We start from the raw sequence: 25,090 nt of genomic DNA, 5'->3' as shown, positions 1-25,090 counted from the left end.
CTGCCCTCGACCGACCCGGTCCGACGCCCCTGTTCAGGAGATCCGGCGCCGGTAGGACATGGTGGCGAACAGATACGCGACGACGAGGATGCCGACGCACCAGGCGAGGGCCGTCCAGAGGTCGGCACCGACCGGCTGAGACGTGAACAGGTCGCGGATCGCGTTGACGATGGAGGTCACCGGCTGGTGCTCGGCGAAGGCGCGTACCGGGCCGGGCATCGTGCCGGTGGGCACGAAGGCCGAGCTGATGAACGGCAGGAAGATGAGCGGGTAGGAGAACGCGCTCGCACCGTCGGCGGATTTCGCGCTGAGGCCCGGGATCACGGCGATCCAGGTCAGCGCCAGTGTGAACAGGATGAGGATGCCGGCGACCGCGAGCCAGGCCAGCACTCCGGCACCCGAGCGGAAGCCCATGGCCAGGGCGACCAGGACGACGACCACGAGTGAGATCACATTGGCGACCAGCGAGGTCAGGACGTGCGCCCACAGCACGGCTGGCCGGGCGATCGGCATGGACTGGAAGCGCTCGAAGATCCCGCCCTGCATGTCCAGGAAGAGCCGGAACGCGGTGTACGAGATGCCCGAGGCGATGGTGATGAGCAGGATGCCGGGCAGCAGGTAGTTCACGTACGAGTCGGCCCCGGTCTCGATCGCGCCGCCGAAGACGTACACGAACAGCAGCATGAAGGCGATCGGCATGACAGCTGTGGTGATGATGGTGTCCGGGCTGCGGCTGATGTGCCGCAGGGAACGGCCCAGCAGGACGGCGGTGTCGCCGAGGAAGTGCTTGTTCATCGTTGCCCCTTGTCCGTTCTGGTGCCGACGAGGCTGAGGAAGACGTCCTCGAGGGTCGGCCGCTTCTCGACGTACTCGATCTCGGCGGGTGGCAGGAGTTGTCTGAGCTCGTCGAGGGTGCCGTTCACGACGATCCGGCCCTCGTGCAGGATCGCGATCCGGTCGGCGAGTTGCTCGGCCTCGTCGAGGTACTGGGTGGTGAGCAGCACTGTCGTGCCGCCCTCGGCGAGTTCCTTGACGGCGTGCCACACCTCGATGCGCGCCTCCGGGTCCAGCCCGGTCGTCGGCTCGTCGAGGAAGATGACAGGCGGATTCCCGATGAGGCTCATCGCGATGTCCAGGCGGCGGCGCATACCACCGGAGTACGTCGCCACCCTGCGGTTGGCCGCCTCGGTCAGCGAGAAGCGCCTCAGCAGGTCGTCGGCTATCGCACCCGGGCCCGGGAGGTGCCGCAGCCGGGCCACCAGGACGAGATTCTCCCGCCCGGTGAGGATCTCGTCGACCGCAGCGAACTGCCCGGTGAGGCTGATGGCAGCGCGTACGTCGGCGGCCTGGGTCCGTACATCGAAGCCGTTGACCCGGGCGGTCCCGGCGTCGGCCCGGAGCAGCGTGGACAGGATCTTCACAACTGTGGTCTTGCCGGCGCCGTTCGAGCCGAGCAGGGCGAAGATGTCGCCCCGGGCCACGTCGAGGTCCACGCCCCGCAGGACATTGACCTGCCCGAACGACTTCTCCAGGCCCTGTACGGAGATGGCGGTCTGCTCGACCTGACCGGTTGCCGGCGTAATGCTCATGACGGTCAGCATGGAGGGTTGACGCAGCGTCAAGGTCAAGCCGACATCAACCAGTTGGTGGATCGGCCGCATCAACCGGGGCCCGAAAGATCACCAACTGCCGGTCGATCCGCCGTCCGGCCGCCGCCAGCAGGCTGAGGGGGCACGGATACGACGGCGGAGGGCGGGGCGATGCCGGTCATCGAGGTGACCAGTCTGCACAAGCGATACGGCGACCTGGTGGCCGTGGACGACGTGTCGTTCGCGGTGGAGGCGGGAGAGATCTTCGGGATCCTCGGGCCGAACGGCGCCGGCAAGACCACAACGGTGGAGTGCGTCTCCGGGCTGCGGACCCCGGACTCCGGCACGGTTTCGGTGCTCGGGCTCGACCCCCGCAAAGACGCGAACCAGCTCCGCCAGCAGGTGGGGGTGCAGCTTCAGGAGAGCCAACTGCCCGACCGGCTGCGCGTCGCGGAGGCGCTGGAGCTCTACGCGTCGTTCTACCGGAACCCAGCCGACCCGGCCCGACTGATCGACAAGCTTGGCCTGGGCGAGAAGCGGAACACCGCGTACAAGAAGCTCTCCGGCGGTCAGAAGCAGCGGCTCTCCATCGCGCTGGCCCTTGTCGGCAACCCGAAGATCGCCATCCTCGACGAGCTCACCACCGGGCTGGACCCGCAGGCTCGGCGGGACACCTGGGCGCTCATCGAACAGGTACGCGAGAGCGGCGTGACAATCGTGCTGGTCACCCACTTCATGGAGGAGGCCGAGCGGCTCTGCGACCGGGTCGCCGTGATCGACCGCGGGTCGGTGGTCGCGCTGGACAGCCCGGCCGGTCTGGTGTCGACGGTAGTGCCGGAGCAGCGGGTCCGGTTCCGGCCGTCCGCTCCCCTGGACGACGAACTCTTCACCGGTCTGCCCGAGGTCAGTGCCGTGCACCATTCCGGAGGCCAGGTGGTGGTGACCGGTACGGGCGACCTGCTGCACGCTGTCGCGTCGACGCTCGCCCGCCACCAGATCGTCGCCGCCAACCTACGGCTGGAGCAGTCCACCCTCGACGACGCCTTCGTCGAGCTGACCGGGCACCGGCCCGCCGAGTGAGGGAAGACGACAATGAGCGCCTTCGGGCAGATCCTCAAGATCGAAACGAGACTGTTCCTGCGGGACCCCGCCGCGCCGCTGACCACCATCGCGTTGCCGCTCGCGCTGCTCGTGGTGTTCGGATTCATTCCGGCGCTGCGTAGGCCGGACCCGATATTCGGCGACCGGACCTTCATCGAGTACTTCGTCCCGTCGCTGCTGGTGATCACTGTCGCCATGGCGGCAGTGAACATCCTGCCCACAGTGCTCGCCACCTACCGGGAACGTGGGGTGCTGCGTCGGCTCGCCACCACGCCGGCCCACCCGGCCGCACTGCTCGCCGCCCAACTGGTCATCTCGCTCGCCACCATCCTGACCAGCGCCGTGCTGCTCGTCGTCGTCGGCCGGCTGGCCTTCGACGTGCCGCTGCCCCGACATCCACTCGGCTTCACGCTTGCCCTCACCCTCGGCACGGCGGCGCTGCTCGCGCTGGGCCTGCTGGTGGCCGCGGTGGCCCGCACGACGAAGGCGGCGCAGGCCCTCGCCGTGCCGGTGTTCATGGGGAGCATGTTCTTCGGCGGCGTCTATCTGCCCCGGTTCCTCCTGCCGGACTTCCTGGCTCGGATCGGCGACTACACGCCGCCCGGCGTGCAGGCACTGCTCGACGCCTGGACCGGAGACTCCCCGCAACCGCTGCACCTGGCGATAATGGCCGTGATCACAGTGCTCGTCGGTTCGGTGGCAGCAAAGCTGTTCCGCTGGGAGTGAGCGGGGATTCGATGACCAGCAGCGATGGGCCGGACCGTCTGACCAATTGGCGAGAGCGCGAGGCACGTGTCTTCCGCGTACTCCCCTATGGAGGACTGGTTCTGGGCACCCTGCTGGCCCTCGTCGTCCCGACACCAAAGGGCCTCGGGGCGGGGCCCACCCTCGCCGTCGCCGTGGCGACGGGGTGCTGGATCGCCTGGTTCGTCACCCTGCACCCCGGCTGGCAGAGCCGGCTCAAGCTGATGGCGGTCTACTACGCCGGGCTGCTCGCGTTCGCCGCCGTGCTGGTGGCGGCCAGTCCGTGGTACGGCTTCTTCGCCTGGGTCGGTTACATCCACGCCTTTCCGGTGCTGCCCAAGCGCTGGCGGATCGCCGGGGTGACCACCACTGCCGCCCTCGTCGCCACCTCCCAGGGCGGTGGCCTGGCGATAGCGCTGTCGCACTGGCCGCTCTGGCTGGTGCTCGTGCTCTTCAACCTGGGAGCGGCCGGCTCGGTGAGCTGGTTCGCGATGGTCGGCGAACAGGAGGACGCCAAACGCCAGCGACTGATGGCGGAACTCGGCGAGGCCAACCGCCAGCTCACCGACACCGTCCGGGAGAACGCCGGGCTGCACGCCCAACTGCTCACCCAGGCCCGGGAGGCCGGCGTGCTCGACGAGCGTCAACGGATGGCGCGGGAGATCCACGACACGCTGGCCCAAGGGCTGACCGGCATCATCACCCAACTGGAGGCGGCCGAGCAGACCCGCGACCGGTCCGCAGACTGGCGTCGGCACGTGGACAACGCGCTCGCGCTGGCCCGGGAGAGCCTCACCGAGGCCCGCCGTTCGGTACGGGCGGTCCGTCCGGAGTCGCTGGAGACGGCCCGACTGCCGGACGCCCTCGTCGAGCTGGGCGAACGCTGGTCGGCCCTGCACGGCGTACGCGCCGAGGTCAGCGTCACCGGCCAGGCCCACGCGCTGCACCCCGAGGTGGAGGTGACACTGCTGCGGACCGCCCAGGAGTCCCTGGCCAACGTGGCGAGGCACGCCGGCGCGTCCCGCGTCGGGCTCACCCTGTCGTACATGGGGGACGTGGTGACGCTTGACATCCGCGACGACGGGGTGGGCTTCACGGTCGTCGAGCCGCTCGCCGCCCGCCAGCCAGCTGGCGGCTACGGTCTGACAGTGATGCGGCAGCGGGTGACCCAGGTCGGCGGGGAGTTGGCGGTGGAGAGCGAGCCGGGGGGCGGCACCGCCGTGTCGGCGTCGGTGCCCGCGCTGGCCGGGAGCGCCGGGTGAGCCTGCCGATCCGGCTGCTGATCGTCGACGATCATCCGGTGGTCCGGGACGGGCTGCGCGGCATGTTCACCGGCGACCCCGACTTCGAGGTGGTCGGCGAGGCCCGCGACGGCGCCGAAGCCCTCGCGCTGGCCGCGAACAGTCGACCCGACGTGGTGCTCATGGACCTGCGGATGCCCGGAATGGACGGGGTGACAGCGATCGGCCGGCTGGTCGGCTCGGGCAGCCCGGCGAAGGTGCTGGTGCTCACGACGTACGACACGGATGCCGACGTACTGCCGGCGATCGAGGCGGGTGCCACCGGCTACCTGCTCAAGGACGCGCCCCGCGAGGAGCTGGTCCGGGCGGTACGGGCCGCCGCCCGGGGTGAGGCGGTGCTCTCCCCATCCGTGGCCGGCCGGTTGATGGGCCGGCTGCGCGCGCCCGCCGAGGAACCGCTGAGCCACCGCGAGCTTGAGGTGCTGGCAATGGTGGCGAAGGGCACCTCCAACCGGGAGGCGGCAGCCCGCCTGTTCATCAGCGAGGCAACTGTGAAGACCCACCTGCTGCACGTCTACGCCAAGCTCGGCGTCAACGACCGGGCGGCCGCCGTGGCCGTCGCGTACGACAGAGGGCTGCTCACCCCCGGCGGACGGTGAGCGACGCCGAGGCAGGATGGGCGGGTGCGCGCATCCCGGCTGATCTCCCTGATGTTGCTGTTGCAGGCACGTGGGTCGATGACAGCGGGCGAGCTGGCGCAGGAGTTGGAGGTGTCCGAGCGGACCGTCTATCGGGACGTGCTGGCGCTCTCCGCCGCCGGCGTCCCGGTCTACGCCGATCGGGGCCGGGCCGGCGGCTACCGCCTGCTCGGCGGCTACCGGACCCGGCTGACCGGGCTGAGTCGGGACGAGGCGGAGGCGCTCTTTCTCGCCGGGCTGCCCGGACCTGCCGGCGAGATGGGGCTCGCCGACGCGGTCGCCGCCGCCGAGCTGAAGGTGCTCGCCGCGCTGCCGCCCGCTCTCCGGGACGCCCCGGCCCGCGCCGGGCAACGCTTCCACCTGGACGCGCCGGGCTGGTTCCGGGAGACGTCCCCACCGCCGGGGCTGACCGAGCTGGCCCGCGCGACCTGGCGGGACCGGGTGGTGGACCTGCGGTACCGGCGCGGCGAGCGGGAGGTCACCCGCCGCGTCGAACCGTACGGGCTCGTGCTCAAGAGTGGGATCTGGTACCTGGTCGGCCGGGTCGACGACGGCCACCGCACCTACCGGGTGGACCGGGTGACAGGCGTCGACGTCAGCGAGGAGACGTTCGACCGGGACGAGGGCTTCGACCTGGCCGGGCACTGGCGGGAGCAGGCCGGATCGTTCCTGCGGACCATCCTGCGGGCCGAGGTCACCGTCCGGCTCAGCCCTGCCGGCCTGCGCCAGCTCCGGCGCCTGGTCGATGCCCCAATGGTGTACGAAGATGTGCTCGCCGCCGCCAGCGGCAGCGACGAGCAGGGCTGGGTGGTGACCCGGCTGCCCGTCGAATCGACCGATGTCGCCTACGCCCAGTTGCTCGCGCTGGGGCCGGAGGTCGAGGCGCTCGACCCACCGGAGCTACGCGAGCGGATGGCCGACGCGGCACGCCGGGCCGCCGCACGGTACGCCGGCCCGGCACGCCGTGACGATCCGCAGGGTCAGCGGTAGCCGGTGACGTCCGACGGCTTGCCCGCGTCGACCACCTCGACGATGTACCGGAAGCCCTCCGGCTGACTGCCGTCCAGGTCGGTGAAGCCGTACACCTTGGACAGGCTGCCCGCGTCGACGGATTTGCCGTTCCAGCGGGCCTTGTCCTCGTCGGCGGCGAGGGCTGCCACCGCTCGACCAACGAAGGCCGGGCTCTCGGAGATGAGGAAGTTCGGATCGGTGGCCGCGCCGTCGCGCCAGTTGTCCTCGGTCACGCCGAAGTGCTCCAGCATCGCCTCGGAACGGATCCACCCTGGGGTCAGCGCCACGGCCGTACAGCCATGCGGCTTCAACTCGTGCGCCTGGCTGAAGGCCAGCCGGTTGACCGACACCTTGGCGAGGTCGTAGAAGACCGACAGCCGATAGTTGTTGTCGTTGTACGCCTTCGTCCCGTCGCCCATTTCCACCACCAGACCACCGGGGTTGCGGATCAGCAGCGGCAGCGCGAAGTGACTGGTGATGATGTGCGTGTCGACCGCCAGCCGCAGGGTGCGGAAACCGGCGTCCAACGGCTGCTCCCAGACCGGCTTCTCCCAGGTCACCAGCGGGTCGGCTCCCCAGATGTCGTTGACCAGCACGTCGAGACGGCCCTGCTCGGCGTCGATCCGGGCGACGAGGTCACGGACCTGCTCGGGCACCAGGTGGTCGACCCGTACCGCGATGCCCGTACCGCCGGCTGCGGTGACCAACTCGGCGGTTTCCTCGATGGTCTCCGGTCGGTCCATCTCGGAACGGCCGGCACGGCTGCTACGGCCCGTGGCGTAGACGGTGGCGCCGGCCGCCCCGAGCTGGACGGCGATCTGTCGGCCCGCACCCCGGGTCGCCCCGGCGACGAGCGCGATCTTTCCTTCGAGCGGTGGTGTCATGCCTGCGACGTAATCAGCAAAAGCTGACACCCGCCGTCCGAATTACCGATCGTGCTGCTCAGTCCACCAGTCTGACGCGGACGCGGCGGTTGGCCCGGCCCTTGCTCTCCACCTTGACCACCTGCACCTTGCCGATCTGGGCTGTGGACGCGACGTGCGTGCCTCCGTCGGCCTGCACGTCCAGTCCGACGATGTCGACGATCCGGACCTCCTGCTCGTCCGGCGGGATGAGGTTGGACTGGGTACGGATGATGTCCGGCAGAGCCAGCGCCTCGGTACGCGGCAGCACCCGGGTGGCGACCGACCGGTCGGCGGCCACCTCGGCGTTGACCAACTCCTCGATCCGGCTCTTGAAGTCGGGTGGCACCTCGGGGAGGTTGAAATCCATCCGGGCCTCGCCGGGCTCCATGTTGCCGCCAGTGACCAGGGCACCGAAGTCGCGGAACACCACGCCGCAGAGCACGTGCAGCCCGGAGTGGGTACGCATCAGTCGGGTCCGCCGGTCGTCCTCCACGGCGCCCACGACCTCGGTGCCGACCGGTGGCAGCGGGTCACCCTCGGCGGGGATCAGATAGGGGTCGTCGCCCTTGCGGGTGCCGACGATCCGGGTCTGCACGCCCTGCCAGAGCAGCACCCCGTGGTCCGGTGGTTGACCGCCGCCACCCGGGTAGAACGCCGAACGGTCCAGCACGATGCCCTGCTCCGGGTCGGAGTGCAGGACAGTGCAGGTCCACTCGCGCAGGGTCGGGTCGGCGAGGTCCAGCCGGTGCGTCCGGCCGTGTTGTGTGACGCCCATGACCGGGGACGTTACTCGTTGAGGAACCCGGACACGCGGCCCCGCAGATCGGCGCGTTCCGACCAGAGCACGCCCGGCCTGTCGTACACGTGCAGGGTGGCCCGGGGCAGCGCGGCGGCGAGCTGCTCGGCGACCTCGACCGGGTGCAGGTCGTCGCCCGCGCAGCCGATGACAAGCGCCGGTGCGTCGACGGCCGCCAGGGCGGAAGCGTCGCGCAGCGGCGCCTGCTCCGTCAACGTGGCCAGTCCGTCGGCCAGGCCGTCGCGGAGCAACTGGTCGAGCCGCTGACGCAGGTACGCCCAGCCGGCCGGGGTGTTGCGGACCGCCGGTGGCAGCTCCAGCGAGACGACGTCGGCGACCGCCGAGGCATCCCCGCTCTCCACGGCTTCGAGCAGAGCGGTGAGCCGCTCCCGGGCGACCGGGCCACGCGGTTTGTCGAGCACCGCTGGCAGGAAGAAGACGAGCTTTTCGAAGCGTTCCGGGCTCTCGACGAGCAACCGGCAGAGCGCGCCGGCGCCGAGACTCGCCCCGAACGCCCGGCTGGCACCGCCGAGGTCCGCGATGGCGCGCAGGTCCCGGGCGAGGTCCAGGTAGTTCCACGGGCCGTCCGGCGCTTCGGAGCGGCCGTGCCCACGGAACTGGAAGAACACCTTGCGGCCGGTCACCCCGCTGCCGAACGGTCGGGTGGTGGCGATCCCGTTGCCCAGCCCGTGCGCGAACACGGTGACCGGATCACCGGTGCCGGTGACCAGCCGCTCCAGCCGCACGCCGTGCGGGGTGGCGACCAGTTCGGTCTCCGGCTCCGGCAGCGCCGGCCGACCGGTACGCGGCCCGCCCGGACCCGGCCCCCAGGTGCGGGGGCCTCCGTCGGGCGGCGGCGGCCAACGGAAACCTCTCACCAGAACCCTTTGCCGTCAGTGAGGTCGCGCAGGCCGACCCGGACGTCGAGCAGGTAGATGAGTGCGGCGGCGATGCCGATCAGTCCGAAGAGGCTGATCGGACCGAAGCCGAGCAGGGTCAGCACGAGGCAGACCGCCAGGATGGCGATCCAGCCACCCTTGGGCAGCGTCCCGATGGCGGAGAAACCGTCGGATCGCTGGGTGACGGCGTGCACCAGCGCGACGCCCTGGATGATCAGCGCGAAGACGAGCAGGATCAGCTCGATCACGTAGCGGACTTCGAACGCGAAGATCGGCGCAGCGTTGGCCATGCCGGCAAGCTTATGTCGACGGCCCCGGCTACGTCCGACAAGGACGCCGCCGGGACCGTCGACGTCGCGAACTATTCGGCGGCCGGGCGGGTCCGCTTGGTGGCCCGGGGCAGCTTCGCCGACGGGGTAGCGGCCGACTTGGCAGCCTTGGTGGTCGGAGCAGCGGCCGTCTTGGCGGTCGAGGTGGCGACCGGCTTGGCCGCCTTCGCCCGGGTGGCCTTCTTGACTGCGGCCGGCTTGGCCTCGACGATCTCGGCCACCTCGGCCGGGGTCGGCACCTCGGTCGGCGCAGTCGCCGCAGTCGTGGTGCCGGCGGTCACAGCCGGGGTGGCGGCGGTCGGCGTGGCGGTCGTGGCCGGCAGGCCCTCGGTGGCCTCGATGTCGGCGTTCACCGTCTCGGCGGCCTCCAGCACACCGGCGCCGACGACCCGCTCACCGCGGGCGACGAGCGCGCCGTACGCGGCGAACGCCCGCTCCTGGGCGGCGTGGGCGCTGGCGACGACAACGGCGGCGTTGCGGGTCGCGGCGGCGCGCAGCTTGTCGAGGTCGGCCACCTCGCGCAGCTTGTCCAGGTCGGCGACCTCGCGCAGCTTTGCCAGGTCGGCGGACTCGCGCAGCTTCGCCAGGTCCAACTCGGCCTGCGCGCGGCCCTTCAGGGTCTCCGCGGTCTCGTTCGCGGTACGCAGCGTCTCGGTGGCCTTCTGGCGCAGCTCAAAACCGGTCAGGACCGCCCGACCACCCAGGTCGGCGACGACCCGGGTGCCGAGGACACCGACCACCGACGGCAGCTTGCGCAGCTGCTCGAAGGCCAGCTCGCCAACGCCTGCGGCGGCGTAGATCGGGGCAGGGATGCGGTTGGTCTTCGGCTCGGTCATGACGTCTCCTCCTCGGCCGTCGGGGCGGCCTTCTTCTCAGGGGTGTTTGTGCTTTTCGGAGCGGGAGCGGTGCCCGCCTCGGTGACGGCTACCGACTCGAGGACGGCCTCGGTCGGGGTGCCACCGGCAGTGGTGGGGCCGGTCGCGGCCAGGTTGGCCACGTCCGCAGGCTGATCGACGACGTCGGTCGGGGCGGTCGGCCCGGTCGCGTCGCCAGTGGTGTCCGGGGTGTCCGTGCGGGTGCCCTCGGCGGCGGCCTGGGCCTCGGCCAGCCGCGCGTTCTCCCGTCGGAAAGTCTCGTAGATCTGGGTCAGCGACTGCTTCTGGGCCATCGTCAGGTCGGGGTCCACTGCGATGGAGGCGAGCACGCCGTGCCCCTCCTTGTCGTCGAGCAGCCCCGCCCGCAGGTACATGGCGGGCGTGGAGACCCGTAGCGCGTTCGCCAGTTGCTGGAGCACCTCGGCGCTGGGCTTGCGCAGGCCACGCTCGATCTGGCTGAGGTACGGATTGCTGACCCCCGCCTGGTCGGCGAGCTGCCGCAGCGAGATCTTGGCGTTACGCCGCAGATCACGAATGAACCCGCCAACGTCGGGGAGATCCTTGGGTGTGGCCATGACCCAGACGCTAATCCGCGCTGCTAACTCCTGCAAGCAAAACGCTAACCAGAGTTAGCAACGTCTCAACATCCCATTTGCGCGCCACTCGTCCGTTCCGTACGGTCCGTTCCGTGCACAAGATCACAATCAACGGTGCAGCCCTCGCGTACGACGAGGCCGGCACCGGCACCCCCGTCGTACTGCTGCACGCCGGCATCGCCGACCGCCGCATGTGGCGCGGCGTGCTGCCCGCGCTCGCCGCCCGGCACCGGGTGATCGCCCTCGACCTGCGCGGGTACGGAGACTCGGAACTGCCGGCGACGCCGTTCGCGCACCACGACGACGTGGCCGGCCTGCTGGACGCGCTCGACATTCCCCGGGCCGCACTGGTCGGCTGCTCCTTCGGCGGGTCGGTCGCCATCGACACCGCGCTCGCACACCCGGACCGGGTCACCGCGCTCGCACTGTTCGGCACGGCGGTGTCCGGCAACGAGTGGTCCGAGGAGGCCAATGACCTGTGGGACGACCTCGTCGGTGAGGTCGACCCCGACGACTTCACCGCCGGGGCGGCAGGCGAGGTGCGGTTCTGGGTGGTCGGCCCGGCCCGCCAGCCGTCCGACGTCGACAGCGACCTGATCGCGTTCGCGCAGGAGATGGATCAGCGCGCGCTCGCCGCCGAACTGGCCCTCGGCGCGGTCGAGGTGGGCGAGCTGACACCGCCGGCGATCGACCGTCTCGGCGAGCTACGGGTGCCCGTCCTGGTCACCGCCGGCGCGGCCGACGTGCCGGACATCCGCCGGCTCGCCGACCGGATCGCCGCCGAAGTGCCCGACGCGGTACGGCTGCCCGACGTACCGGACGCCGCGCACCTGCTGCCGCTGGAGCGCCCCGAGCCGGTAAACGCCGCAGTGCTCGACTTCCTGAGCTGATCCACACCGCATCGATGCCCTCCAGGAACGCCTCGGCGCCGTCCGCTCCAGAGCCGCAGCTCGGCGCCCTGTCACCCGAACAAGCTTGATGCCTCAGAGTCATCAATATGCCTCTGAGGCATCAGGCCCATTCATGGCCTCCGCCCCGGCGGCGGCCGGCGGTGCCTACGCTGGCGCTTGCCTACCGCACCGCACACGCAGGCAGGGGCACATTTCCCCGCCTGAAGGGGCCCGCCCTTCGCTCACCAGAGCGCGCGGACCGCGCCGACCGGGACGCCGCCGCCGAAGAGAGGCACCTCGGCGTACTCGGCCAGCACGGGAGCGTCCACGCCGAGCCGGCGCAGCGCCGACACCAGCACCGGCATCCGGGCCCGCTCGGCCCCGTCGTCGATCTTCAGGGCCACCGCTCCGACGCCCGGCAGTCCCACCGCGAACACGCCCTCCGCGCCGACCTTGGCGAGCAGACCCGGGGCGCCGCGCATCAACCGGGTGTCGTCGGCCTGGCTGCCGCCGACTATCTCCGGATGGGCACGCATGGCGTCGGCGACGGCGCGCGCCGCCGAGCCGGGCTCGGCATCGACAAGCCTGAGGTACGCGCCAGCCAGGCCGGTCAGCGACACCGCGAGCACCGGGGCACCACAACCGTCCACCCCCACCGCCGCCGCCGGCTCGTCGGTGAACTCCTCGATGGCTGCCCGTAGCCGCTGCTGCAACGGGTGTTCCGGCCGCCAGTAGCCGTCCAGCGGCCACCCGGCGGCCTGGCAGGTCAGCAACATTCCGCTGTGCTTGCCCGAGCAGTTCATCTGGACCCTGGAGGGGCCGCCACCGGAGCGCAGTACCGCCTCCCGGGCCGCCGCACCGGCCGGCAGGTCGGGCGGGCAGTGCAACGCGGACGCGTCCAACCCCGCACTGTCCAGCAGAGCGCCGACACGCTCCAGGTGGAACGCCTCACCCGCGTGGCTGGCCGAGACCAGTGCCAGGTCGGTCGGGTCGGTCAGCGACAGGCCGGCGCGGAGCATTCCGATCGCCTGCATCGGCTTGCTTGCCGAGCGGGGAAAGATGGGTGCTGTCACATCCCCGGCGGCGGCCACCGGCACACCGGCCGCGTCCAGCACCACCACCGAGCCGCGGTGCGCGCCCTCCACGAACCCGGAGCGGACCACCTCGGCGAGCGGCACGCCGCCCTCGTACGTCTTTGCCACGGCTGGACGGTACCGACGGTCCGGGACCGCACGGCGGCGGGGTGACCAGGCTTTCCACCGCCCGGGTGACAGGGGCGTAGGACAGGGGCCGGCCTTACAACCCGAGCAGGGTACGAGCTTCGACCGTGGTAAGCGGCGGCCGCTGGGCGAGCTGGGCGAAGCCGACCGCACGGGCGACCAGCTGCATGTTGGATTCCACCGGGCGCCCCTTGGCGTACGTCACTGTGTCCTCCATGCCGACGCGCAGGTGCCCGCCTGTCGACAGCGAGGCCAGCAGGACCGGGATCGTGCTCCGACCGACACCGGTCGCCGAGAACGTGGTGCCCTCCGGCAGGTCCCGCAACATCCGGTGCGCAGCGACGAGCGTCTCGGTGGTGCCCGGCATCCCGCCCGGCACACCCATCACGAAGTCGACGTGCACGTGCCCACCGGCCGGCAGCCCGTACTTGCCGAGCAGCCGCTGCAACGCCGACAGGTGACCGAGGTCGAAGATCTCGTACTCCGGCACGATCCCCCGCTCCTGCATACGGGTGTGCAGATCGACGATGAACTCCCACCGGTTGAGGAAGACGTCGTCGCCGAAGTTGACGGTGCCCATGGTGCAGGAGGCCATGTCCGGGCGGGCGTCGAGCACTGCGAGCCGGGACGCCTCCGGGTCGGTCACCGCGCCGCCGGACGAAAGCTGCACGATGAGGTCGGTGCTCTCCCGCAACGCCGCAACGGTCTCGGCCAGGCGCACCGGGTCGAGGGTCGGCCGCGCCGCCTCGTCACGGATGTGGACGTGGATCACGGCGGCACCGAGTGCCTCGCACTCCTTGGCGGTGCGCAGCAGCTCGTCGAGCGTCACCGGCAGCGCCGGCACCTCGGCCTTGGCCGACTCCGCGCCGGTCGGGGCCACCGTGATCAACGTTCCTGTCGTCATGCCGGCGATCCTAGACGGCTCGCTCAGGACGGGTCGATCGCTGCCGCGGTCTCGTTGATCATGAGGGCGGCGTCATCCGGGACGTTCCGCTTCAACACGGCGAGCGCGACCTGACCCAACTCGTGGTGCAGCACGGCGGTGCCCACGAAACCCACAGTCCGGCCGTCGAGGGTCACCGGCGTACCGGCGGTCGGTGGCTGATCGGTGGTCACCCCGTCCAGGTGCAGCAGCACCAGACGACGCGGCGGCCGGCCCATGTTGTGGACGCGGGCCACCGTCTCCTGACCTCGGTAGCAGCCCTTGTCCAGGTGGACCGCCGGGCCGATGAGATCCACCTCGGCCGGGATGGTCCGGTGGTCGGTGTCCACCCCGACCCGGGGCTGCTTGGCGGCCACCCGGATCGCCTCGTACGCCCAGAGGCCGGCCAGTGGTACGCCTGCGCCGCGAAGCTCCGCCACCACCTGCTCCATCGCCGGGCGGGGCACCAGCAGGTCCACCCCGAGCGGCCCCCTCCGAGCCCAGCCGCCAGCCGGCAGCGGTCGGACGTCGTACCGCACGCCGGCCCGGGGTGGGACGGCGCCGGCGACGAACTTCGGGCCGGGCACGGGAAGCAGGTCCGGGGCTGCCAGCCCGGTCACCCCGAGCGTGGCCAGGGCGTCCGGTGCCGCCGGACCGACCAGTGACAGCAGCGCGCGCTCGGCGGTGGCGTCGCGGGGTTCGACCTTGCTGAAGAACCGCATCTTCTCCAGATAGCCGAGCAGGCCCTCGGTCGCTCCGGGGTCGGTGTCCAGCCAGGTGGTCTCGCCGTCCTCGGCGACAAACGCGTGCTGCTCGATGTGGCCGTGCGGGGACAGCACCAGCAGCTCGGTGCCTTCGCCCGCGGCAAGCGTCGTCAGATGCTGCGACGTGACAGTGTGCAGCCAGCTGGCCCGTTCCTCGCCGGGCACCGCGACGACACCCCGGTGCGACCTGTCGACGAGCCCGACCTCGGTGTCCAGGATGCGCTGCTCACGCAGCGGGTCGCCGTAGTGGGCGGCGACCCCTCGTACCCCGGCCGCGACGTGCGCCGGATCCGGCTGGTCGCGGGTGGCCTCGTCGATGCTCTCGACGGCCACCGCGCCCGCGATGTCGATCATTTCTGGTCCCCGTTCTGGCAGCGTGCGCAGACGCCGAAGAGTGACACGTGCCCGATGTCCACCTGGAAACCCCGCTGCGTGGCCAACTGGTCGGCAAGCGGCCGGAGCATCTCGGGTTCGATCTCGTCGATAGCGCCGCACTCCCGGCAGACCAGGTGGACGTGTTGGTGCTCACCGGCCGCGTGGTAGGTGGGCGAACCGTGCGACAGGTGGGTGTGCGTCACCAGGCAGAGCCGCTCCAGCAGCTCCAGCGTGCGATAGATGGTGGTGATGTTGACTCCGGCGGCGACCTCGCGGACCGCGGTGTGCACCTGCTCCGGCGTGGCATGGCCCAGATCGAGCACCGCCTGGAGGACGAGCTGCCGCTGGGCTGTCAGCCGCAGGCCGCGGGCTCGGAGCATTTCCGCGAGCGAGGATTCGGACACCGTCCGATCATAGTTCGGCAATCGCGACCCCTCCTGCCCGCGACCGACCGCCGCTAGGCTCGACGGTCATGGTGACGTCACCCACCGGCACGACCCCGACCACAGCGAGCGCCCGCCTCGCCGTACTCGGGCGGGGTCTCATCCCTGCCGACGAGCCCGTCCTGAGGGGCGACGACCTGGGCGTTCTGCGCGGCGACGGGCTCTTCGAGTCCATGCATCTGCGCCAGGGCCGGCCGTGGCTGCGCGACGAGCACCTGGCCCGGCTCGCCACCGCGGCGGCCGCCGTCGACCTGGACCTGCCCCCCACCGACGCGCTCATCGACCTGCTCGACACTGTGCGCGCGGGCTGGCCGGCAGAGGTGGAGGGCGCGCTACGGCTTGTGTGCACCAGAGGCTCGGAGGCGGGCGGCCCACCGACCGTCTACGCCACGCTTACCGAGGTGGCGGCGGCGTCCCAGGCGACCCGGCGCACCGGGATCACAGTGGCCTTCCTGCCGCTGGGGATCCCCGCCGACGCGCGGACCGGCCTGGACTGGCTGCCGGCAGGCATCAAGTCCACGTCGTACGCGGTGAACACCGCCGCCCGTCGCTGGGCGAAGCTGGCCGGCGTGGACGACGTGCTCTGGCTCTCCTCCGACGGGTACGCCCTGGAGGGGCCCACCGCCAACGTGGTGTGGCTCACCGGAGACACGCTCTGCACCGTGCCGGCCGCCACCACAGGCATCCTGCCCGGCACGACAGTGGCGTGGCTGCTCGCCCACGCCGGCGAGCTGGGCCTGGACGCCGCCGAACGGATGGTCACGCCGGAGGAGCTGCACGCCGCCGACGGGGTGTGGTTCAGCTCCTCGGTGCGCGGGCTCACCGAGGTCCGGGTGCTGGACGGGGTGCGTCGGGACCACTGCCCTCGCACCCCAGCCCTGCACGCCCTGCTGGGCTTTCCCGTCGACTGAGCGTCAGCCGCCGACCCGGATGAGCCGGGCGGACAGGTGCGGGCTGAGCGGGTGCCCCATGGCCGCCATCTCCTGGGCGTAGAGCAGCGCGCCCTCGACGATGCCGAAGAGGCGGCGCCCTCCGGTGACCTCCTTGGCGGTCGGCGACCGGACGACCGCGTCGGTGGCGAACTCGACCTGGGTGCCGGTGCGCTTGCCGAGATGCAGCTCCATCACACCGGTGGGGGTCGTGATCAGCGCCTCCAGCTCGTCGGTGGCCCGACCGTCCACCATCACCGGCCGCCACCAGCCAACCTCACGACCCGCCGGGCGCACCGGCCTGCTCTGCTCGTCGAGAAGCCAGGCACGGGATTCGTAGTGCAGGAACGGCCGGCCGTCGTGGCTGATCCGGATTTCCTGTGCGTAGTCGAAGTCCTCGATGGTGGGGAAGCCACCCTTGCCCCGGCCACGCCAGAGCCCGACGTAGGGCAGCAGGCCGTCCAGCGCCGGGTGCAGCTTGGGCCCGACCCGAAGGTCGTAGCTCTCCTCGTACGGGTACTCCTCGACCGGCGGCGCGTTCAGCCACGGTGGTTGCAGGGGGTTCTCGTCGCTCAACCCGGCTCACTCCTCGCGCTCACCAGCGTCCTCTCGAAATGCGTACGGCAAGGTACAGCAGGCCACCGGCGAGCCCGCCCAGGCCGGCGACCAGCAGGCTGACGAACCCGATCTCGGTAACCATCCAGCCCATCCTATGCTGGGCGTCATGGCCCGCTCTCTCGTCGTCAAGGCCACCGCAGGGGCGGACGCCCCGGAACGGTGCGCGCAGGCGTTCACTGTCGCCGCCACGGCGGTCGCGGCCGGGGTGGACGTCTCGCTCTGGCTCACCGGGGAGTCGACCTGGTTCGTGCTGCCCGGCCGCGCCCAGGAATTCGAGCTGCCGCACTCCGCGCCGCTGGCCGAGCTGCTGCACGTCATCCTCACCAGTGGCCGGGTGACCGCCTGCACCCAGTGCGCGGCCCGCCGGGGAATCGGCCCGGACGACGTCCTGCCCGGCGTCCGGATCGCCGGTGCTGCGGCGTTCGTCGAAGAGGCGATGGCAGAGGGCGCACAGGCGCTCGTCTACTGACCGCCCGCGCGCCGCCACGGGACAGGCCGACGGAGTACGGATACCGGCCCGGCGACCCCACCGGCTGCCTACGATTCGGAGGTGACCGAGGCGACGGAGAGGTTCTTCGAATCACTGCCGGCTCGTGGCCCCACGATCCTGCGTGGCCTTGTCGAAGGAACCCTTCAGATCGATCTCGAGGACGGCCAGCAGTCGGAGCACTGGCTGGTACGGATGCAACCGGGTGCGGTGCGGAGCGCCCGCGAACGGGGGCCCGCCGACGCCATCTGGTACTGCCGTGCGGCCCTGTTCGACAAGCTGATCACAGGCGAGGCCCAGGGGATCGCCGCCGTGCTGCGCAACGAGAGCACGTTCAGCGGCAACGTGGTGCTCTTCCTGGCCTTCCGTCGCTTCTTCCCGAACCCGCCCGGCACCCGCGACCCCCGTGAGGTGGCCCGAAGGGCAGCCGGGCGGCTGGCGTGAAGGATCTCGTCAGCATCCTCGATGGCAACACCTTCCTGGTCAGCGACCGGGCGGGCGACATCGAGCCGTCGTACGACTTCCCGACCGGCTTGTTCTCCTTCGACACACGCTTTCTGTCCAGCTGGGTTCTGAAGATTAACGGCGAGCGGCTGCACACCCTCTCGATGGACGACCGCGAGTCGTACCGGACGAAGTTCTTCCTCGCCCCCGGCGAGCCCACCCACTACCTGGACGCCAAGGCGTCGGTGATCCGCAGCCGGTCGATCGGCGGCAGCTTCGAGGAGGAGCTGACCGTGCTGAACCACTCCGGCAAGCAGGTCGAGTTCACAGTCCGGCTGGAGATCGGCAGCGACTTCGCCGACCTGTTCGAGATCAAGCACGCCCGGCAGAAGCAGGGCCGCACAACGGTTTCGGTTACCGACAACGAGCTGCGGTTCACCTATCGACGGGAGGCGTTCCACCGGGAGACGGTGGTCGCCTCCAGCATGCCCGCGCAGGTCGACGCCTCCGGAATGACCTTCGACATCCGTGTCGATGCCAAGGGCGAGTGGACCACCAGGCTGTGCGTATCGACAGTCGTCTACGGGGCGCGGGGAGAGGACATCCGGGCCACCCTGCCGTTCGGCGGCGGCCGCAGCGCGGACGTCATCCGCGTCGAGCAGCAGGAACTGATCGACAGGGCGCCGAAGCTCGGCTGCGACTGCGAGCCGCTGGCCGGGGCGTACCGGTGCAGCCTCAACGACCTGGCCGCCCTGCGCTACGAGTCGATCACCCTGGGCGTACGGCTGATCGCCGCCGGGCTGCCCTGGTTCATGACGCTGTTCGGCAGGGACAGCATCTTCACCTCGTTGCAGGTGGTGCCGTTCCTACCGGAGCTGATCCCGCCCACCATCCTGATGCTGGCCGGTCTTCAGGGACACCGGGTGGACGACTTCCGGGACGAGGAACCCGGCAAGATCCTGCACGAGCTGCGCTACGGCGAAACCGCAGGCTTCGAGGAGCAGCCGCACTCGCCGTACTACGGGTCGGCCGACTCGACGCCGCTGTTCATCATCCTCATCGACGAGTACGAGCGCTGGACCGGCGACTCCGCGCTGATCCGTCGGCTGGAACCGCAGGTCCGCGCGGCACTGGAGTGGATCGACACGTACGGCGATCTGCTGGGCACCGGCTACCTCTGGTACCAGACCCGCAACCCGAGCAGCGGCCTGCAGAACCAGTGCTGGAAGGACTCCTGGGACGCCATCTCGTACGCCGACGGCCAACTGCCCGGCTTTCCCCGGGCTACCTGCGAGTTGCAGGGCTACGCGTACGACGCGAAGATCCGGGCCGCCCGGTTGGCCCGGACGTTCTGGAACGATCCCGAGTTCGCCGACCGGTTGGAGCGGGAGGCCGCCGATCTCAAGCAGCGGTTCAACCACGACTTCTGGATCGCCGAGCGGGGCTACTACGCGCTCGCGCTGGACGCCGACGGCCGCCAGGTGGACGCGTTGACGTCGAACATCGGGCACCTGTTGTGGAGCGGCATCGTCGACGAGAGCCGGGCCGGCAAGGTGGTCGGGCATCTGCTGGGGCCGCGCCTCTTCTCCGGCTGGGGCGTGCGGACCCTCGCCGAGGACCAGGGCCGGTACAACCCGATCGGCTACCACGTGGGCACCGTCTGGCCGTTCGACAACTCGATCATCGCTTGGGGCCTGTGGCGGTACGGATACCGCGCGGAGGCCGGCTTGATCTGCGACGCGATGCTGGCGGCGTCCCGCTATTTCGGGGGTCGGCTTCCGGAGGCGTTCGCCGGCTACGCCCGCGACCTCACCGACTATCCGGTGGAGTATCCGACCGCGTGCAGCCCGCAGGCGTGGTCGACGGGCACCCCGCTGCTGTTGCTGCGGGTGATGCTGGGGCTGGAGCCGCAGGGTGAGCACCTGATCATCGACCCGGCGGTGCCACCGGGCATGGGCCGCATCGAGCTGCTGGACATTCCCGGCCGCTGGGGCCGGGTGGACGCCCTGGGTCGCAGCCGCGATTCGCAGGGCGGAGCGACCGACAGCTGACCGGAGTTGGTCGCGTCAGTCCGGGCAGCCGACGGTGGCCGCCAGTCGTACGGCGCCGTCGTCCGGGCCGGCCTCGGCCAGCACTGTGACGTCGCCGGCGCGGTACGCGTACACCGGAGGTTTGTCCAGCAGTGGAGCATCGCCGGCCAACTGCGCGAGTGCGCCGGCCGGCGGAACCGGGCCGGGCTCGGCGGACCGGGCGGTACGGGCCAGCGCGCCACCGGGACAGGGCGCGGTGACCACCTCCGGTGCGGCGGGGTTCGGCTGGCCGAGAGCCTTCAGCGCGGCCGTCAGCACCAGGCTCAGCCCGGCGACCTCCGGGCCTGCGGCGGCGGACGTCGGGGTGTAGCCGGAGCCCACCGGCCGGCAGCCGGTCTCGACCGTCAACCGGACCCGGCCGTCCCCGGTCGGCCGGCCCTCGACGGAGACGAACTCGCCGGCGTCGGCGCGCAGCTCCGGGCCGTCCAGTCCGGGGCCGACCCAGGCCCGCCAGGTGGCGGGCAGTCGGTCGGCGATGCCGGTCAGCACGGCCCGTTCGGTGCCGGCGGGCGCGAGCACGCCGACCTCGCGTCGCAGGGCGGCACCGTCGGAGATCGGGGTGACCCGGCAGCCCGAACGGACCCGGGCCGGACCGACTTCCAGCAGCCCCGCCGGACCGGCGGCACGGGCCAACTCGCCGGCCGCACTGTCGACGATCGGGCCAGCCTGGTCGAGGGTGCGCTGCTCGCGCACTGTCGGCGGGTCGTCCCGAGCCGACGTCCAGGCGAGCCCGGCCAGCAGGACGCCCCACAGCACGGACGCGACAAGCAGCCAACGCCGCCAGCGCCGGGCGGGTGCCGGCGCGACAGGACCGTTCGACGACGGCCAACCCGTCTGCACAGCACCGCTCACCCGGTCATGGTGTCACGGGCGGTCCGCCGGCTCGGAGGCAGCGGTCGGTCGGCAGCACGGTACGGCGGTACCCGTCTCAACCGGACCGGGGCGGCGGGTCGATCCGGTAGCCGACCCCCCGCACGGTGTGCACCCGCGGGCCGTCCGGAAGGTCGCGCAGCTTGTGGCGGAGCCGCTTGACCGCGGAGTGCAGGATCGACGAATCCCCCAGGTACGCGCCGTTCCAGACGGCGGCGAAGAGCTGTTCGTAGCTCCACACCACCAACGGCGGGCCGATGAGCCGGGCGAGCAACTCGCGTTCGATGCGGGTGAGTGGAATCGGCCCGCCGCGCCAGGTGACCACGTGCCCGGCCCGATCGACGACCAGCTCACCCCAGCGGACCGGCCCCTGCTGCGCCACCGGCGGGACGACGGCCGGTGCCGGGCCCGCCGTTGCTGGGAACAGCATCGCCCGCAGCTGGGACAGGTCGGCACAGCTCAGCACCGGGCCGACCCCGTCCAACTGGCGCAGGACCCGCTCACGCACCGACACGTCCGCACTGACGCAGACGACGATCGGGACGTCCGCACCGGACACGTCGCCTCCAGCCCACACCCACCGTGACTTCACCCATAGATAGTGACGTACACCGATGTATTTCGGGGGGCTGCCGCGCGATGACCGACCGGGCTCTCGGTTACGTCCCGGATGCCGGCCAACATCATCCACAAGCCCGACTTCACCCTGACCGGGCCTCGTTCACGACTGTCGCTCAACCGACAACTGCGCGTCCAGACGGCCGGTTTCAAAGATAGACGTTGGGTAGTGGAATGGTAACGCTCGGACCGGCGTTAACGGTCCCGAGCGTCGGAGGGAGGCAGTAGGGTGACGCCAACAGCGACGTCGTCGACGGCGAGAGGACCAGAAATGGGAACCGCCATCGTCAAGACCCCTGACGAGCTGCGCCGGTGGCGGGCTCGGCTCCTGGAACGCGTCCACATGAACAAGGAGACGCTGTACGACCTGGGGCGGAACTTCGAGCTCCGGCCGGACGAGCGCAACGTCTACGAGATGGTCCGCTCCATCGACTACCTGCTCGGCGATGAAGACTGACGGCGCCGCCGTCGACCCAGACCTGATCGCCAGAGCCAGCGCATTCGCCGACGACATCACCAGTCGGCTACATCGTGTGGTGAAGACGGAGAAGAGCCTCTCCGCACTGCTGATGCCGGGCAGAAACGGCGGCCGGGTCATGGTGGGCATCGTCGAGGACGACGGCTTCGGCACCTTTCCCCTGTACATAGACGACAAGCACCGCCTGGACCTGCTGCTCAAGTTCAACTGCTGCATGGATTCGAGCGGCAAGCACCTCGCCACGGACGCCTCGTGGTTCCACATCACGGCCAAAGGCGACAAGGCACCTCTGTTCCGATTCGAGTACGTGCGGGATTTCCAGACCGGGTTGCCCTGCGCCCACCTGCACGTCCATGGCCATCGCGACGAGTTCGCCTTTGCCATGCAGGAGGGTGGACGAGGGCGTCCGAAGGCCCGCAAGCGCAGGCACGAGGTGCCCCGGCTCGCAAAGTTCCACTTCCCCCTCGGCGGCCACCGCTTCCGACCCTGCGTGGAGGACATCCTGCAGGCCGTGGTGGAGGAGTTCTGCGTGGACACCGTGGATCGCTGGCGGGACGCCGTCGAGGAGGGTCGGGAAAACTGGCGCCGCCTCCAGTTGCTCGCGGCGGTGCGGGATGCCCCCAGCATCGCCGCTGAAGGGCTGGAAGCCTTGAACTACAAGGTGGTACCACCCGACTCGCCTCCTGCCGTCAACCAGAGCAGGATGCGGGCCTACTGATCCCCTCTGATCGACCGGGCCGGTCACCCTCGAAGGAGTGACCGGCCCGGTCGATCAGAGCAGTGGGTCAGGCGACGGTGACGGTGACCTCGTTGAGGCCCCGGGCGGCGGTGACGGCGGCATCGCCGTTGCCGTGCCGGGACAGTGCCCGCAGCGTCCAGGAACCCGGCGCGGCGAAGAACCGGAACTGCCCGGCTGCCGAGGTGACCACCTCGGCGGTGAACTCACCGGTCGAGTCCAGCAGCCGAACGTACGCGCCCGGCACGACCTCGTCCGCCGCGGAGCGAACGATGCCCGTGATGACGGTTTCCTTCTCCAGGTCCAGGCTGGCCGGCAGCGGCGCGGCCTGGTCCGGGGCGGCGCAACCCGCAGCCGTGGGAGCGGTCATCGTCAGGCCTCCCCGGGCTCGTCGCCGAGCGCCACCGGCACACCGACCAGCGAGCCGTACTCGGTCCAGGATCCGTCGTAGTTCTTGACGTTGCGGTGACCGAGCAGCTCCTGGAGCACGAACCAGCTGTGCGAGGAGCGCTCGCCGATCCGGCAGTAGGCGATCGTCTCCTTGCCGTCGTCCAGACCGGCGTCGGCGTAGATCTTGCGCAGCTCGTCGTCGGACTTGAACGTGCCGTCCTCGTTCGCCGCCTTGGACCACGGGACGCTGATCGCGGTCGGGATGTGACCGGCCCGCTGCGCCTGCTCCTGCGGCAGGTGGGCGGGGGCGAGCAGCCGGCCGGCGAACTCGTCGGGGCTGCGCACGTCGACAAGGTTCTTGGTGCCGATGGCGTCGACGACCTCGTCACGGAAGGCGCGGATGGAGGTGTCCGGCTCCTGCGCGACGTACTGCGTCTTCGGCCGCTGAACCGCGTCGGTGACCAGCGGGCGGGCGTCCAGCTCCCACTTCTTGCGGCCGCCGTCGAGCAGCTTCACGTCGCCGTGGCCGTACAGCTTGAAGTACCAGTAGGCGTACGCCGCGAACCAGTTGTTGTTGCCGCCGTAGAGGATGACGGTGTCGTCGTTGCTGATGCCCCGCTCGGAGAGCAGCGCCTCGAACTGGGTCTTGTTGACGAAGTCCCGGCGGACCTGGTCCTGAAGGTCGGTCCGCCAATCGATCTTGACGGCGCCGGCGATGTGGCCGGTGTCGTAGGCCGAGGTGTCTTCGTCGACCTCGACGAAGACGACGCCCGGGGCGTCGAGGTTCTTCTCGGCCCACTCGGCCGAAACGAGTGCGGTGTCGCGACTCATCGAATCACTCCCTGGTGAATGGATGGTGAGTCAGCGCGCGAATGTCGATGGATGCAGTTTGTCGCACCGCGCGCGGGACCCAGCGGAAGGACGGGATCACGGGTTCGTGCGACGGCGCCGCTGCCGGGCGTTCGGTGGGATCACCGGAGGGGTCGAGGACCCTGCAAGCCGGTGGCCGCCATCAGGCGGCCGAAAACAGCCCCGCCGTCAGATGACGGGGCGACACAGGCAGGTGGCCACGCGGCACAGGTCGACCGCGCGCCGTTTGGTGAGGTGAATCCCCATGGTCACGGAGCCTACCAGTGAGTGACGGAGCTGCCACAGAGCCGACCAGCATCCGGGAATCGCCCCGGCTGTCGAACCATTGGCGTGTCCCACCGCCGGAGAAAACTGACGTGCCACTCAGCCTGCGGAGTTGATCGGCACGTCCTTCGCGTCGGCGGTGACGGCCAGACCTTCGGGCAACGGCCGGACCTCCCGGACCGCGAGCTGGAACGGCAGATCCGGCAACGGCACGTCGACGGAGATGCCCTTGGCGTAGTTGTTCAGGACGGCGCGGGCCAGCGGCAGGTTCGGCAGACCCTCGGCGTCCAGGTTGCTGAAGCGCAGCGCGACAGCGCCGTTCTCGGCGACGGTGACGTCGGCGGTGCCGCTGACCGTGAAGTTCTGGCCGAGCACGTCGACAGGCGCGGTGACCGCGAGCTTGCCGCCCTGCTCGCCGAGGGTGAGCCCGGGCCGGTTCAGCAGTGCGGCGAGGCTGTCGTAGCTGATCGTGCCGGTGCCGTTGACGGTGTCCGCCACGACGTCGCCCTGCCCGGTACGCAGGGTGTCCAGCGATGCCCGCACGTTGCGGGCGTCCACGTCGAGCACCGGCAGCCGTACGGCGTCACCTTCGACCGATGCCTGCACGTCCCGCAGCTGGATGGAGATCCGCTCGTAGCGACCGTCGAGCACCTGGGTGAGGAACGGCGTCCCGGCGACCTCCACCTTGGGAGCGGCGGCCTGCGCGCCCTGCTTGCTGACCTCCTGGCTGACCCGGTCGGCGATGAGGCGCTCGGCCACACCGACAGCCACCCGGTCGGCGACCACCAGCAGGCCCCCCACCACCAGGAGCAGCACGACCAGGCCGATGAGCAGCTTGCGACCGCGCCGTCGGGGCCGGGCATCGCCGGCCGGATACTCCTGGGCCACGCCGCCTCCT

32 protein-coding genes are annotated in these 25,090 nt (G+C 70.6%); 12 read left to right on the top strand and 20 right to left on the bottom strand.

Annotation, left to right across the window (positions count from 1 at the left end):
• Positions 1 to 33 precede the first annotated feature (33 nt).
• Together F4558_RS29235 and F4558_RS29230 are read right to left on the bottom strand one after the other, a co-directional pair.
• Positions 34 to 795, bottom strand: a complete 762-nt coding sequence (locus F4558_RS29235) for an ABC transporter permease (RefSeq protein ID WP_167946873.1) — start codon at positions 793 to 795, stop codon at positions 34 to 36.
• The gene (locus F4558_RS29230) at positions 792 to 1,589 is read right to left on the bottom strand and encodes an ABC transporter ATP-binding protein (protein WP_245241372.1); all 798 of its coding nucleotides are present in this window, start codon (positions 1,587 to 1,589) and stop codon (positions 792 to 794) included. Before F4558_RS29230 ends, F4558_RS29235 begins: the two co-directional genes overlap by 4 nt.
• A 171-nt stretch (positions 1,590 to 1,760) precedes the next feature.
• On the opposite strand from F4558_RS29230, the gene F4558_RS29225 reads away from it, so the two are divergent.
• Genes F4558_RS29225 through F4558_RS29205 form a run of 5 tightly spaced genes read left to right on the top strand, consistent with a single transcriptional unit; the run spans position 1,761 to position 6,363 of the window.
• Positions 1,761 to 2,669 carry an ABC transporter ATP-binding protein gene (locus F4558_RS29225; protein WP_167946869.1) on the top strand — a complete coding sequence of 303 codons (909 nt, stop codon included), beginning with the start codon at positions 1,761 to 1,763 and terminating at the stop codon, positions 2,667 to 2,669.
• 12 nt (positions 2,670 to 2,681) lie between these two features.
• Positions 2,682 to 3,416: an ABC transporter permease gene (locus tag F4558_RS29220; protein WP_167946867.1), complete on the top strand. Its 735-nt coding sequence runs from the start codon at positions 2,682 to 2,684 to the stop codon at positions 3,414 to 3,416.
• Positions 3,417 to 3,427: 11 nt separating this feature from the next.
• Entirely contained in the window at positions 3,428 to 4,696 is a 1,269-nt protein-coding gene (locus F4558_RS29215) for a sensor histidine kinase (RefSeq protein ID WP_053654242.1), read from the top strand.
• The gene (locus F4558_RS29210; protein ID WP_306273345.1) at positions 4,693 to 5,334 is read left to right on the top strand and encodes a response regulator; all 642 of its coding nucleotides are present in this window, start codon (positions 4,693 to 4,695) and stop codon (positions 5,332 to 5,334) included. Before F4558_RS29215 ends, F4558_RS29210 begins: the two co-directional genes overlap by 4 nt.
• A 24-nt stretch (positions 5,335 to 5,358) precedes the next feature.
• Positions 5,359 to 6,363 carry a helix-turn-helix transcriptional regulator gene (locus F4558_RS29205; protein ID WP_053654244.1) on the top strand — a complete coding sequence of 335 codons (1,005 nt, stop codon included), beginning with the start codon at positions 5,359 to 5,361 and terminating at the stop codon, positions 6,361 to 6,363.
• Here F4558_RS29205 and F4558_RS29200 read toward each other — a convergent pair.
• The 6 genes from F4558_RS29200 to F4558_RS29175 all read right to left on the bottom strand — a co-directional run bounded on the left by F4558_RS29200 (position 6,354) and on the right by F4558_RS29175 (position 10,763).
• Positions 6,354 to 7,268: an SDR family oxidoreductase gene (locus F4558_RS29200; RefSeq protein WP_167946865.1), complete on the bottom strand. Its 915-nt coding sequence runs from the start codon at positions 7,266 to 7,268 to the stop codon at positions 6,354 to 6,356. The two genes, F4558_RS29205 and F4558_RS29200, sit on opposite strands and share 10 nt — an antisense overlap.
• Positions 7,269 to 7,326: 58 nt before the next feature.
• The gene (locus F4558_RS29195) at positions 7,327 to 8,064 is read right to left on the bottom strand and encodes an alanyl-tRNA editing protein (protein WP_053654248.1); all 738 of its coding nucleotides are present in this window, start codon (positions 8,062 to 8,064) and stop codon (positions 7,327 to 7,329) included.
• 11 nt (positions 8,065 to 8,075) lie between these two features.
• On the bottom strand, positions 8,076 to 8,963 hold the full coding sequence (locus F4558_RS29190) for an alpha/beta fold hydrolase (protein WP_053654250.1): 888 nt from the start codon (positions 8,961 to 8,963) through the stop codon (positions 8,076 to 8,078).
• Positions 8,960 to 9,274 (bottom strand): DUF2516 family protein, encoded by a 315-nt coding sequence (locus F4558_RS29185; RefSeq protein WP_053654252.1) that lies wholly within the window; start codon positions 9,272 to 9,274, stop codon positions 8,960 to 8,962. Before F4558_RS29185 ends, F4558_RS29190 begins: the two co-directional genes overlap by 4 nt.
• A 71-nt stretch (positions 9,275 to 9,345) precedes the next feature.
• Positions 9,346 to 10,149, bottom strand: coding sequence for a hypothetical protein (locus tag F4558_RS29180; RefSeq protein ID WP_167946863.1), 804 nt, complete (start codon positions 10,147 to 10,149; stop codon positions 9,346 to 9,348).
• Complete coding sequence (locus tag F4558_RS29175) at positions 10,146 to 10,763, bottom strand: helix-turn-helix domain-containing protein (RefSeq protein ID WP_167946861.1); 618 nt, start codon at positions 10,761 to 10,763, stop codon at positions 10,146 to 10,148. Before F4558_RS29175 ends, F4558_RS29180 begins: the two co-directional genes overlap by 4 nt.
• A 113-nt stretch (positions 10,764 to 10,876) precedes the next feature.
• Here F4558_RS29175 and F4558_RS29170 point away from each other — a divergent pair, with 113 nt between their 5' ends.
• Positions 10,877 to 11,674 (top strand): alpha/beta fold hydrolase, encoded by a 798-nt coding sequence (locus F4558_RS29170; RefSeq protein WP_167946859.1) that lies wholly within the window; start codon positions 10,877 to 10,879, stop codon positions 11,672 to 11,674.
• 242 nt (positions 11,675 to 11,916) lie between these two features.
• On the opposite strand, the gene F4558_RS29165 is transcribed toward F4558_RS29170, so the two are convergent.
• From F4558_RS29165 to F4558_RS29150, 4 genes are all read right to left on the bottom strand, one after another.
• On the bottom strand, positions 11,917 to 12,876 hold the full coding sequence (locus F4558_RS29165; RefSeq protein WP_167946857.1) for an asparaginase: 960 nt from the start codon (positions 12,874 to 12,876) through the stop codon (positions 11,917 to 11,919).
• A 94-nt stretch (positions 12,877 to 12,970) separates the two neighbouring features.
• Positions 12,971 to 13,798 carry a beta-keto acid cleavage family enzyme gene (locus F4558_RS29160; RefSeq protein WP_053654262.1) on the bottom strand — a complete coding sequence of 276 codons (828 nt, stop codon included), beginning with the start codon at positions 13,796 to 13,798 and terminating at the stop codon, positions 12,971 to 12,973.
• A 23-nt stretch (positions 13,799 to 13,821) separates the two neighbouring features.
• Positions 13,822 to 14,934 (bottom strand): CAF17-like 4Fe-4S cluster assembly/insertion protein YgfZ, encoded by a 1,113-nt coding sequence (ygfZ, locus tag F4558_RS29155; RefSeq protein WP_053654265.1) that lies wholly within the window; start codon positions 14,932 to 14,934, stop codon positions 13,822 to 13,824.
• Entirely contained in the window at positions 14,931 to 15,335 is a 405-nt protein-coding gene (locus tag F4558_RS29150; RefSeq protein ID WP_082377401.1) for a Fur family transcriptional regulator, read from the bottom strand. Before F4558_RS29150 ends, ygfZ begins: the two co-directional genes overlap by 4 nt.
• Positions 15,336 to 15,427: 92 nt before the next feature.
• Between F4558_RS29150 and F4558_RS29145 the strand changes: the two genes are divergently transcribed.
• A complete protein-coding gene (locus F4558_RS29145) occupies positions 15,428 to 16,309 on the top strand; it encodes an aminotransferase class IV (protein ID WP_053654269.1) in 882 nt (293 codons plus the stop codon).
• 3 nt (positions 16,310 to 16,312) lie between these two features.
• On the opposite strand, the gene F4558_RS29140 is transcribed toward F4558_RS29145, so the two are convergent.
• On the bottom strand, positions 16,313 to 16,903 hold the full coding sequence (locus tag F4558_RS29140) for a heme-binding beta-barrel domain-containing protein (protein WP_053654271.1): 591 nt from the start codon (positions 16,901 to 16,903) through the stop codon (positions 16,313 to 16,315).
• 19 nt (positions 16,904 to 16,922) lie between these two features.
• Positions 16,923 to 17,027 carry a small membrane protein MtfM gene (gene mtfM / locus F4558_RS32025; RefSeq protein ID WP_053655014.1) on the bottom strand — a complete coding sequence of 35 codons (105 nt, stop codon included), beginning with the start codon at positions 17,025 to 17,027 and terminating at the stop codon, positions 16,923 to 16,925.
• 12 nt (positions 17,028 to 17,039) lie between these two features.
• On the opposite strand from mtfM, the gene F4558_RS29135 reads away from it, so the two are divergent.
• The 3 genes from F4558_RS29135 (at position 17,040) to F4558_RS29125 (ending at position 19,927) form a co-directional block, all read left to right on the top strand.
• A complete protein-coding gene (locus tag F4558_RS29135) occupies positions 17,040 to 17,414 on the top strand; it encodes a DsrE family protein (RefSeq protein WP_053654273.1) in 375 nt (124 codons plus the stop codon).
• Positions 17,415 to 17,495: 81 nt separating this feature from the next.
• Positions 17,496 to 17,876 carry an SCP2 sterol-binding domain-containing protein gene (locus F4558_RS29130; protein ID WP_053654275.1) on the top strand — a complete coding sequence of 127 codons (381 nt, stop codon included), beginning with the start codon at positions 17,496 to 17,498 and terminating at the stop codon, positions 17,874 to 17,876.
• Positions 17,873 to 19,927, top strand: a complete 2,055-nt coding sequence (locus tag F4558_RS29125; protein ID WP_167946855.1) for an amylo-alpha-1,6-glucosidase — start codon at positions 17,873 to 17,875, stop codon at positions 19,925 to 19,927. The genes F4558_RS29130 and F4558_RS29125 overlap by 4 nt, the downstream gene beginning before the upstream one ends.
• Before the next feature lie 15 nt (positions 19,928 to 19,942).
• On the opposite strand, the gene F4558_RS29120 is transcribed toward F4558_RS29125, so the two are convergent.
• On the bottom strand, positions 19,943 to 20,818 hold the full coding sequence (locus F4558_RS29120; RefSeq protein WP_376767588.1) for a hypothetical protein: 876 nt from the start codon (positions 20,816 to 20,818) through the stop codon (positions 19,943 to 19,945).
• 76 nt (positions 20,819 to 20,894) lie between these two features.
• Positions 20,895 to 21,395, bottom strand: coding sequence for a winged helix-turn-helix domain-containing protein (locus F4558_RS29115; RefSeq protein WP_053654281.1), 501 nt, complete (start codon positions 21,393 to 21,395; stop codon positions 20,895 to 20,897).
• 330 nt (positions 21,396 to 21,725) lie between these two features.
• Between F4558_RS29115 and F4558_RS29110 the strand changes: the two genes are divergently transcribed.
• Together F4558_RS29110 and F4558_RS29105 are read left to right on the top strand one after the other, a co-directional pair.
• Positions 21,726 to 21,911, top strand: a complete 186-nt coding sequence (locus F4558_RS29110) for a hypothetical protein (protein ID WP_167946853.1) — start codon at positions 21,726 to 21,728, stop codon at positions 21,909 to 21,911.
• Complete coding sequence (locus F4558_RS29105; RefSeq protein ID WP_167946851.1) at positions 21,901 to 22,650, top strand: PH domain-containing protein; 750 nt, start codon at positions 21,901 to 21,903, stop codon at positions 22,648 to 22,650. Before F4558_RS29110 ends, F4558_RS29105 begins: the two co-directional genes overlap by 11 nt.
• A 67-nt stretch (positions 22,651 to 22,717) precedes the next feature.
• Here the strand turns inward: F4558_RS29105 and F4558_RS29100 are convergent, their stop codons facing one another.
• The 4 genes from F4558_RS29100 to F4558_RS29090 form a co-directional block, all read right to left on the bottom strand.
• Positions 22,718 to 23,038, bottom strand: coding sequence for a DUF1416 domain-containing protein (locus F4558_RS29100; RefSeq protein ID WP_053654284.1), 321 nt, complete (start codon positions 23,036 to 23,038; stop codon positions 22,718 to 22,720).
• A 2-nt stretch (positions 23,039 to 23,040) separates the two neighbouring features.
• The gene (locus F4558_RS29095; RefSeq protein WP_053654286.1) at positions 23,041 to 23,889 is read right to left on the bottom strand and encodes a sulfurtransferase; all 849 of its coding nucleotides are present in this window, start codon (positions 23,887 to 23,889) and stop codon (positions 23,041 to 23,043) included.
• Between the two features lie 207 nt (positions 23,890 to 24,096).
• A complete protein-coding gene (locus F4558_RS32280; RefSeq protein WP_312877454.1) occupies positions 24,097 to 24,174 on the bottom strand; it encodes an Ms5788A family Cys-rich leader peptide in 78 nt (25 codons plus the stop codon).
• Between the two features lie 117 nt (positions 24,175 to 24,291).
• Entirely contained in the window at positions 24,292 to 25,080 is a 789-nt protein-coding gene (locus tag F4558_RS29090) for an LmeA family phospholipid-binding protein (RefSeq protein WP_053654288.1), read from the bottom strand.
• Positions 25,081 to 25,090: the final 10 nt, after the last annotated feature.

The sequence above is a fragment of the Micromonospora profundi genome (genome assembly GCF_011927785.1).
Lineage (GTDB): Bacteria > Actinomycetota > Actinomycetes > Mycobacteriales > Micromonosporaceae > Micromonospora > Micromonospora profundi.
The sequence above is the reverse complement of the archived record's forward strand: the minus strand, read 5'-3'. Positions and strand labels throughout refer to the sequence as shown.